The organism is Streptomyces sp. CC53 (genome assembly GCF_001865245.1).
Lineage (GTDB): Bacteria > Actinomycetota > Actinomycetes > Streptomycetales > Streptomycetaceae > Streptomyces.
Genome location: NZ_MKXB01000159.1, coordinates 23,458 through 31,871 on the forward strand (window position 1 = coordinate 23,458; position 8,414 = coordinate 31,871).

Consider the following 8,414-nt stretch of genomic DNA (forward strand, 5'->3'; position numbering starts at 1 on the left):
CGGCCCGGGGCCTACGTCCCGTACGGGGTCGGGGGCGGCGCCGGGCGGTCGGCGGGGGGTCGTCGTCGGGGGCCGGGCGGCATCGGCCGGCCGGGGGTCATCGGACACATCGCGCGACGCCTCCCGTTCCGGAGCCGACGCAGCCGGAGCCGACGCGACCGCCTTCCTTGGCGAAGGTCGCGTACACGTCGGCGCAGGCCAGCCGGCGTCCCATCAGAAGTCCCAGCCCTCGTCGTCGTCCACGGCGGCCGCGGCCTTCGCGGTGGCGAAGGAGTCGCCGGCCATGCCGGCCGCCAGCGTGGTGCCGTCGGCGGGGTCGATGAGGAGGAAGGAGCCGGTGCGGCGCGAGTCGGCGTAGGAGTCCAGGGCGAGCGGCTCGGCCGTGCGGACCCTGACCGTGCCGATGTCGTTGGCGACGAGCCGCTGCGGGTCCGGGTGCTGCGACAGGTCGTCGAGCGTCAGCCGGGACGGGATCTCCTTGACGATCGCCTTGACCGTGCGGGTGGTGTGCTTCAGCAGCACGCGCTGCCCGACGGTGAGCGGCTGGTCGGCGACGTGGCAGACGGTCGCCTCGACGTCCTGCGTGGTGGCGGGCGCGTCGCCGCTGGGCACGATCAGGTCGCCGCGCGAGACGTCGATGTCGTCCTCCAGCAGGAGCGTGACGGACTGCGGGGTCCACGCCACGTCGACGGGCTCGCCGAGCAGGTCGATGCCGCTGATCCGCGAGGTGCGCCCCGACGGCAGGACGGTGACCTCCTGGCCGACGCGGAACGTTCCGGCGGCGATCTGGCCGGCGTAGCCGCGGTAGTCGGGGTGCTCGGCGGTCTGCGGGCGGATCACGTACTGCACGGGCAGGCGGGCGTGGCAGGACGTCAGGTCGTGGCTGACCGGGACGGTCTCCAGGTGCTCCAGCACCGTCGGGCCGCCGTACCAGTCCATGTGCGCGGACGCCTCCACCACGTTGTCGCCGGCGAGCGCCGAGATCGGGATCGCGGTGATCTCCGGGACGCCGAGCTCGCCGGCGTACGCCGTGAACTCCTCGGCGATCCGGGCGAAGACGGGCTCCTCGTAGCCGACGAGGTCCATCTTGTTGACGGCGAGGACGACGTGGGGGACCCGCAGCAGCGCGGCGATGGCGGCGTGCCGGCGGGTCTGCTCGACGACGCCGTTGCGGGCGTCGACGAGGATCACGGTCAGTTCGGCCGTGGAGGCGCCGGTGACCATGTTGCGCGTGTACTGAACGTGGCCGGGCGTGTCGGCGAGGATGAACCGGCGCCGCGCCGTGGCGAAGTAGCGGTACGCCACGTCGATCGTGATGCCCTGCTCCCGCTCGGCCCGCAGGCCGTCGGTGAGCAGTGCCAGGTCCGGGGCCTCCTGGCCGCGGCTGCGCGAGGCGTGCTCGACGGCCTCCAGCTGGTCGGCGAGCACCGACTTGGAGTCGTGCAGCAGCCGGCCCACCAGGGTCGACTTGCCGTCGTCGACGGAACCGGCGGTGGCGAAGCGCAGCAGGGTGGTGGCCGACAGCCGCTCGGCGGCCGCGGTGGTGGTGCTGGTCATGTCTAGAAGTACCCTTCGCGCTTGCGGTCTTCCATCGCGGCCTCGGACAGCTTGTCGTCGGCGCGGGTGGCGCCCCGCTCGGTCAGGCGGGACGCGGCGATCTCGGCGATCACGGCGTCGAGCGTGGTGGCGTCGGAGTCGACGGCGCCGGTGCAGGACATGTCGCCCACCGTCCGGTAGCGGATCATCCGCTTCTCGACGGTCTCGCCGTCCTTCGGGCCGCCCCAGTCGCCCGCCGTCAGCCACATGCCGTTGCGGGCGAACACCTCGCGCTCGTGCGCGAAGTAGATCTCCGGCAGCTCGATGCCCTCGCGGGCGATGTACTGCCACACGTCCAGCTCGGTCCAGTTCGACAGCGGGAACACCCGCACGTGCTCACCGGGCGCGTGCCGGCCGTTGTAGAGCTGCCACAGCTCGGGCCGCTGCCGGCGCGGGTCCCACTGCGAGAACTCGTCGCGGAGGCTGAACACGCGCTCCTTGGCGCGGGCCTTCTCCTCGTCGCGCCGCCCGCCGCCGAAGACGGCGTCGAAGCGGTGCTGCTGGATCGCCTCGGTGAGCGGCACGGTCTGCAGCGGGTTGCGGGTGCCGTCCGGGCGCTCCCTGAGCGCGCCCCGGTCGATGTAGTCCTGCACCGACGCCACGTGGAGCCGCAGCCCGTGCGCGGCGACGGTCCGGTCGCGGTACTCGATGACCTCGGGGAAGTTGTGCCCGGTGTCCACGTGCAGCAGGGCGAAGGGGACCGCGGCGGGCGCGAACGCCTTGAGCGCCAGGTGCAGCATGACGATCGAGTCCTTGCCGCCGGAGAAGAGGATCACCGGCCGCTCGAACTCGCCCGCCACCTCGCGGAAGATGTGGACGGCCTCGGACTCCAGCGCGTCCAGGTGCGACAGCGCGAACGGGCTGTCGGTCTCCGACGGGACGGTGTTGCTGACGGTGGTCGTCACGCCAGACCCCTCTCGGTGAGCAGCGCGTACAGGGCCTCGGCGGACTCCTGCACCGTCTGGTGGTGGGACTCGATCCGCAGGTCGGGGCTGTCCGGCTCCTCGTACGGGTCGTCGACGCCGGTCAGCCCGCTGAGCTCGCCGGCCGCCTGCTTGGCGTACAGGCCCTTGACGTCGCGTACGGAGCACACCTCGACCGGGGTCGCGACGTGCACCTCGACGTACGGGGTGCCCTCCTGCTGGTGGCGCTTGCGCACCGCCTCGCGGCTGTCGGCGTACGGGGCGATGACGGGCACCAGGACCTTCACACCGTGGGAGGCGAGCAGTTCGGCGACGAAGCCGATGCGCTGCACGTTGGTGTGCCGGTCCTCGCGGCTGAAGCCGAGGCCCGCGGAGAGGAACTCGCGGATCTCGTCGCCGTCGAGGACCTCCACCCGGTGGCCCTCGTCGCGCAGCCGTCCCGCCAGCTCGTACGCGATGGTGGTCTTGCCGGCGCTCGGCAGACCCGTGAGCCAGATGGTGGCCCCGGTGGTCCCGGCCGCAGTCACGTGCTTCTCCTGCTCGTCCTGTGAGTTCTGTCGGTACGTCATCCGTGCAGCCCGCATTCCGTCTTGGCGCGGCCCGCCCAGCGGCCGGCGCGGGCGTCCTCGCCCTCCGCGGTCCGCCGGGTGCACGGGGCGCAGCCGACGGAGGCGTAGCCGTCCGTCAGCAGCGGGTTGGTGAGGACGCCGTGCTCGGCCACGTACGCGTCGACGTCGTCCTGCGTCCAGCGGGCGATCGGCGACACCTTGACCTTGCGGCGCCTGGCGTCCCAGCCGACGACCGGCGTGCCCGCCCGGGTGGGGGACTCGTCGCGGCGCAGCCCGGTCGCCCACGCGTCGTAGGCGCCGAGGCCCTCCTCCAGCGGCTTCACCTTGCGCAGCGCGCAGCACAGGTCCGGGTCCCGGTCGTGCAGCGCCGGACCGTACTGCGCGTCCTGCTCGGCGACGGTCTGGCGCGGGGTCAGCGTGATGACGTTGACGTTCATCACCGCGGCCACCGCGTCGCGGGTGCCGATGGTCTCCTCGAAGTGGTAGCCGGTGTCCAGGAACACCACGTCCACGCCGGGGAAGGCCCGGGAGGCGAGGTGGGCGACGACCGCGTCCTCCATGGAGGAGGTGACGCAGAAGCGCTTGCCGAAGGTGTCGGCGGCCCAGGCCAGGATGTCCAGCGCCGGGGCGTCCTCCAACTCGCGGCCCGCCTGCTCGGCGAGCGCCCGCAGCCGGTCCTCTGTGGCGGTCTCCGTCATGTCCGGTCGTCCCCTCCGCTGCTGTCGTGGCGCTGGAGGCCCTGCGCCAGCAGGCCCAGGAACTTCAGCTGGAAGGCGCGGTTGCAGGCCGCGCAGTCCCACGCGCCGTGCCCGGTCTCGTTCGGCCTGAGGTCCTCGTCGCCGCAGTACGGGCAGTAGAAGGGCGCAGCTCGCTCGCTCATCGCGTCTCCTCCTGCGCCGCCCCGCCGGTGCGGGGCACCCGGGCGGGTTCTGTGTCCGGCTGCCCGGTGGCCTTCGTGGCGCCGCTCACGACAGGGACTCCTCGGAGGCCCTGGCCACCCAGGTGGCGAACCGCTCGCCGTCCTCGCGCTCCGCCTGGAAGCGGGTGAGGACGCGCTCGACGTAGTCCGGGAGCTCGGCGGAGGTGACCTTGAGGCCGCGCACCTTGCGCCCGAAGCCGGCCTCCAGGCCGAGGGCGCCGCCCAGGTGCACCTGGAAGCCCTCGACCTGCCGGCCCTCGTCGTCGAGGACCAGCTGGCCCTTGAGCCCGATGTCGGCGACCTGGATGCGGGCGCAGGCGTTGGGGCAGCCGTTGACGTTGATGGTGATCGGCTGGTCGAAGTCCGGCATGCGGCGCTCCAGCTCGTCGATGAGGGACGCGCCGCGCGCCTTCGTCTCGACGATGGCCAGCTTGCAGAACTCGATGCCGGTGCAGGCCATCGTGCCGCGCCGGAACGGCGACGGGGTGACCCGCAGGTCCAGGGACTCCAGGGCCGCGCTGAGCGGCTCGACCTGGTCCTCCGCCACGTCGAGCACGATCATCTTCTGCTCGACGGTGGTGCGGACCCGCTGGGAGCCGTGCGCCTCCGCCACCTCGGCGATCTTGGTGAGGGTGGCGCCGTCGACCCGGCCGACGCGCGGCGCGAAGCCGACGTAGTACCGGCCGTCCTTCTGGCGGTGCACGCCGACGTGGTCGCGCCACTCGGCGACGGGCCGGGCGGGAGCGGGGCCGTCGACCAGCTTGCGCTTGAGGTAGTCGTCCTCCAGCACCTGGCGGAACTTCTCGGCGCCCCAGTCGGCGACCAGGAACTTGAGGCGGGCGCGGTTGCGCAGCCGCCGGTAGCCGTGGTCCCGGAAGATCGAGATGACGCCGGTGTAGACGTCGGGGACCTCGTCGAGGGGCACCCAGGCGCCGAGCCGGACACCGATCTTCGGGTTGGTCGACAGGCCGCCGCCGACCCACAGGTCGAAGCCCGGGCCGTGCTCGGGGTGCTCGACGCCCACGAAGGCGATGTCGTTGATCTCGTGGGCCACGTCGAGGAGCGGCGAGCCGGAGACGGCCGACTTGAACTTGCGGGGCAGGTTGGAGAAGTCCTTGTTGCCGACGATGCGGCGGTAGATCTCCTCGATGGCGGGCGTGCCGTCGATGATCTCGTCCTCGGCGATGCCGGCGACCGGCGAGCCGAGGACGACGCGCGGGGTGTCGCCGCACGCCTCGGTGGTGGACAGGCCGACCTCTTCGAGGCGGCGCCAGATCTCCGGGACGTCCTCGATGCGGATCCAGTGGTACTGGACGTTCTGCCGGTCGGTGATGTCGGCGGTGCCGCGCGCGAACTCCTGCGAGATCTCGCCGATCACCCGGAGCTGCCGGGTGGTCAAGCGACCGCCGTCGATGCGGACGCGCAGCATGAAGTACTCGTCGTCCAGCTCTTCCGGCTCCAGGACAGCCGTCTTGCCGCCGTCGATGCCGGGCTTGCGCTGGGTGTAGAGGCCCCACCAGCGCATCCGGCCGCGCAGGTCGTTGGGGTCGATGGAGTCGAAACCGGTCTTCGCGTAGATCGTCTCAATGCGTGTCCGCACATTGAGACCATCGTCGTCCTTCTTGAACTGCTCATTGCCGTTGAGGGGAGTGAAGTGTCCCCTGGCCCACTGGCCCTCGCCACGGTGGCGTCCCGGCTTGCGCCGGGGCGTGGCGGGTGTGGGCTTTTCGGGGGTGGCGGCCATGGCTATACGTCCTTCGGGACTGCAGGAGGGCGGCTCTGACCTGCGCAATGTCGCGCAAGGCAGGGCCTTGCGCGACATTGCGCGGGAAAGTCGGGAGGTCTTCTGATCGCGGCGGTGCTGGGCGTGCGGGTTCGCTCAGAGCGCCGGACACATGGCGCTGGACATGCGGCCGAGGTCGACGTGCCGCCGACTCACCAAGGCAATTCCAGCTTCAGACATGACGGAAGCGTGTCACGGGAGATTGGACCCAGTCCACCTTTGTCCGTGATGTGGACAGAGGTGTCCCGCATCGTGGGCAAGTGTGGTCGGGGTCACGTCCCGGCGCCGCCCACCGCCGGTCGCCACCCCCGCGCTTCCCGCCGCGGGTCACACCCGCCGCCCGCCGCCGGGTCACGCCCCCGTGCCGACCTCCCTCGTGCCGCCCTCGCGGTCACCGGCACCGGGCCACGCGCCGGGCGTCTGGACCTCCGGCTGCTCGGCCGTCCTCGTGTCGTACAGCCGGAAGCCCCGCCGCCGGTAGTTGGTCATGGCGTGCTCGCCGTCCAGGGAGCAGGTGTTCAGCACCACCCGCTTCGTCGGCGTCCGCCCCGGCCGGCGGTCCGCCCAGGTCCCAGGCCCGGGCCGTGCCGTACGACAGCAGGTGCCCGCCGATGCCGCGGCCCCGGAACGCCGGCAGCAGCCCGAAGTAGATGATCTCCACGACGCCCCCGTCGGGGTCGTGCGGCTTCAGCTCCACGTACCCGGCCGGCGTCCCCTGCACGTACGCCACCCACGTCTCCGCGCCGGGGCGCTCCAGGATCTCCCGCCACTGCGCGTACGTCAGCCCCAGCCGGTCCACCCAGCACAGGTCGCCGCCGACCGCGGTGTAGAGGAACCGGCTGAACTCCGGCGAGGGCACGCCCGCCCGCTCGATCCGCAGGTCCCCGCCGGGCGCGGGGGAGGGCCGCAGGTCCTCGGGGGAGGTCTGCTCCAGGTACCAGGTCGTCACGGTGATGCTCATGGGGCCAGCGAACCACGCCGGATCGGCCCTGGCCAAAGCCTGACGACAGCGGCACAGGGGGCCCGCGTGTCACAGAGTGGGACGCCGTCTCACACTCCGCGCGCCGCCACCACCGCCGGCGCCGTGGAATGCGGCAGGAGGTCCCGCGGCTCGCCCGGCCCCACCACCTCCACCTCCACGTCGTCCCGGAACCGGTACGGGCGGTGCGCCAGCACACCCCCCAGAGTGCGCCGCACCCGCGACATCTCCGCCCGCACGGTCACCGTCCGCGTCCGGTCCCCGAACACGTCCGCGGCGAGCTGCGCCGCCGTCCGCCCGTCCCGGTGCGCGGCTAGCACGTACAGCAGCTCCGCGTGGCGCGGGCTCAGCCCGCGCGTCCAGCCGCCCGCCGCCCCCGACACGCGCACCGTCCACTCCCGCGCCCGGCTCAGGTCCAGCACCACCCGCGTCGCCGCGGCGTCCGCCGCCCCCGCCTCCCCGCCGTCCACCACCCTGAGCAGCCAGCCGCCCGGCAGCGGTTCCACCGCGCACTCGCCGAGCGACGGCAGCCACACCCGGCCGCCCGGCCCGACGGAACCCGGCAGCGGCAGCCGGTCCTGCGCGGCCGTGCCCGTCACCGCCGCGGTCCACCCGTGCAGGTCCACCGCCACGGCGCGGCCGCCCACCCGGTGCAGCAGCGGCGCCGCGACCGCCCGGAGCCGCGCCAGCTCCGACAGGTGCCGGTTGCGCAGCTCCGCCTCCGCCAACCGGGCCACCGAGCCCACCAGCAGCAGGGTCGCCGGGTGCACCGTCGCGACCGGACCGCTCAGGTCGAGCACCCCCATGAGCCGCCCGTCCCGCGGGTCCGTGATCGGCGCCCCCGCACACGTCCACGGGTGGTGGGTCGCCACGAAGTGCTCCGCCGAGTGCACCTGCACGGGGCGGCGCGCCACCAGCGCCGTCCCCACGCCGTTCGTGCCGACGGTGGACTCGCGCCAGTCCGCGCCCGGCTCGAAGCCGTGCCCGTCCGCCATCCGCAGCACCGAGGCGTGCCCCTCCCGCCACAGCACCCGGCCCTCGGCGTCCGCCACGACCATGATGTGCCGCACCGGGTCGGCCACCGAGCCGGGCAGCTGCATCAGGCCCTCCCGCAGCACCGGCAGGACGTGCAGCAGCGGCGACGCCGCCCGGCGCGCCTCCAGCTCGGCCGCCGTCAGCAGGTCGGAGCGGCGGTCCCGGTCCGGGTCCACGCCCCCGCTGAGCATCCGCTGCCACGACGCCTGAATGTCGGCGCGCGGGGTCAGCGGCGCGCTGCGGCCGCGCAGCGCCGCGTCCCGGATGCCCTTCAGGAGCCGTGTCGCCTCCCGGGGGTCCATCGCGGCGAGGCGCGTCATCTCCACTGTGGCGTTCCGCATGGGCCCTCCCCGCCCCCGCGCACCGGTGCCGGTCCACGTCATCATCCCCCGCGCCCCCGGGGCCCGTGGCGCCGGGTGCAACCTCCTGCAACTCTCCCGCGAATCCGTCCGCTTGTACGACAGTGGGGCCGTACCGGATTCCGCGCGGTCCCCGCGCGGCTCCCGGTACGCGACGGGATGGTGCCGTGTCGGCGCAGCACCATCCCAGCCGCTCTCCGGGCGCGGGCCGCCACTCCACGGCCCGCGCCCTCCACGTGTGCGGCCGCGCG

General features: G+C 73.3%; 8 protein-coding genes and 1 pseudogene. All 9 read right to left on the reverse strand.

What is annotated here, in order from left to right:
- Window positions 1-213 precede the first annotated feature (213 nt).
- Window positions 214-1,557 (reverse strand): sulfate adenylyltransferase subunit 1, encoded by a 1,344-nt coding sequence (locus tag BJP40_RS18690; protein WP_071281331.1) that lies wholly within the window; start codon window positions 1,555-1,557, stop codon window positions 214-216.
- A 2-nt stretch (window positions 1,558-1,559) separates the two neighbouring features.
- Window positions 1,560-2,501: a sulfate adenylyltransferase subunit CysD gene (gene cysD, locus BJP40_RS18695; protein ID WP_071281332.1), complete on the reverse strand. Its 942-nt coding sequence runs from the start codon at window positions 2,499-2,501 to the stop codon at window positions 1,560-1,562.
- Window positions 2,498-3,088: an adenylyl-sulfate kinase gene (gene cysC, locus BJP40_RS18700; protein ID WP_071281333.1), complete on the reverse strand. Its 591-nt coding sequence runs from the start codon at window positions 3,086-3,088 to the stop codon at window positions 2,498-2,500. Before cysC ends, cysD begins: the two co-directional genes overlap by 4 nt.
- Entirely contained in the window at window positions 3,085-3,786 is a 702-nt protein-coding gene (locus BJP40_RS18705; protein ID WP_071281334.1) for a phosphoadenylyl-sulfate reductase, read from the reverse strand. Before BJP40_RS18705 ends, cysC begins: the two co-directional genes overlap by 4 nt.
- On the reverse strand, window positions 3,783-3,968 hold the full coding sequence (locus BJP40_RS18710) for a hypothetical protein (protein ID WP_071264895.1): 186 nt from the start codon (window positions 3,966-3,968) through the stop codon (window positions 3,783-3,785). Before BJP40_RS18710 ends, BJP40_RS18705 begins: the two co-directional genes overlap by 4 nt.
- A gap of 85 nt (window positions 3,969-4,053) precedes the next feature.
- The gene (locus BJP40_RS18715; protein WP_071281335.1) at window positions 4,054-5,751 is read right to left on the reverse strand and encodes a nitrite/sulfite reductase; all 1,698 of its coding nucleotides are present in this window, start codon (window positions 5,749-5,751) and stop codon (window positions 4,054-4,056) included.
- Between the two features lie 135 nt (window positions 5,752-5,886).
- Window positions 5,887-5,970 (reverse strand): putative leader peptide, encoded by an 84-nt coding sequence (locus BJP40_RS36350; protein WP_319020140.1) that lies wholly within the window; start codon window positions 5,968-5,970, stop codon window positions 5,887-5,889.
- A gap of 171 nt (window positions 5,971-6,141) precedes the next feature.
- A pseudogene (locus tag BJP40_RS18720) lies at window positions 6,142-6,751 on the reverse strand (GNAT family N-acetyltransferase).
- Between the two features lie 89 nt (window positions 6,752-6,840).
- On the reverse strand, window positions 6,841-8,145 hold the full coding sequence (locus BJP40_RS18725; protein ID WP_071264886.1) for a helix-turn-helix domain-containing protein: 1,305 nt from the start codon (window positions 8,143-8,145) through the stop codon (window positions 6,841-6,843).
- Window positions 8,146-8,414 lie beyond the last annotated feature (269 nt).

Bases quoted from the DNA above. Each gene is read 5' to 3' on its own strand.
- cysC (WP_071281333.1), bottom strand. From the start codon at position 3,088: ATGACGTACCGACAGAACTCACAGGACGAGCAGGAGAAGCACGTGACT.
- BJP40_RS36350 (WP_319020140.1), bottom strand. From the start codon at position 5,970: ATGTCTGAAGCTGGAATTGCCTTGGTGAGTCGGCGGCACGTCGACCTC.
- BJP40_RS18715 (WP_071281335.1), bottom strand. From the start codon at position 5,751: ATGGCCGCCACCCCCGAAAAGCCCACACCCGCCACGCCCCGGCGCAAG.
- BJP40_RS18725 (WP_071264886.1), bottom strand. From the start codon at position 8,145: ATGCGGAACGCCACAGTGGAGATGACGCGCCTCGCCGCGATGGACCCC.
- BJP40_RS18690 (WP_071281331.1), bottom strand. From the start codon at position 1,557: ATGACCAGCACCACCACCGCGGCCGCCGAGCGGCTGTCGGCCACCACC.
- BJP40_RS18705 (WP_071281334.1), bottom strand. From the start codon at position 3,786: ATGACGGAGACCGCCACAGAGGACCGGCTGCGGGCGCTCGCCGAGCAG.
- BJP40_RS18710 (WP_071264895.1), bottom strand. From the start codon at position 3,968: ATGAGCGAGCGAGCTGCGCCCTTCTACTGCCCGTACTGCGGCGACGAG.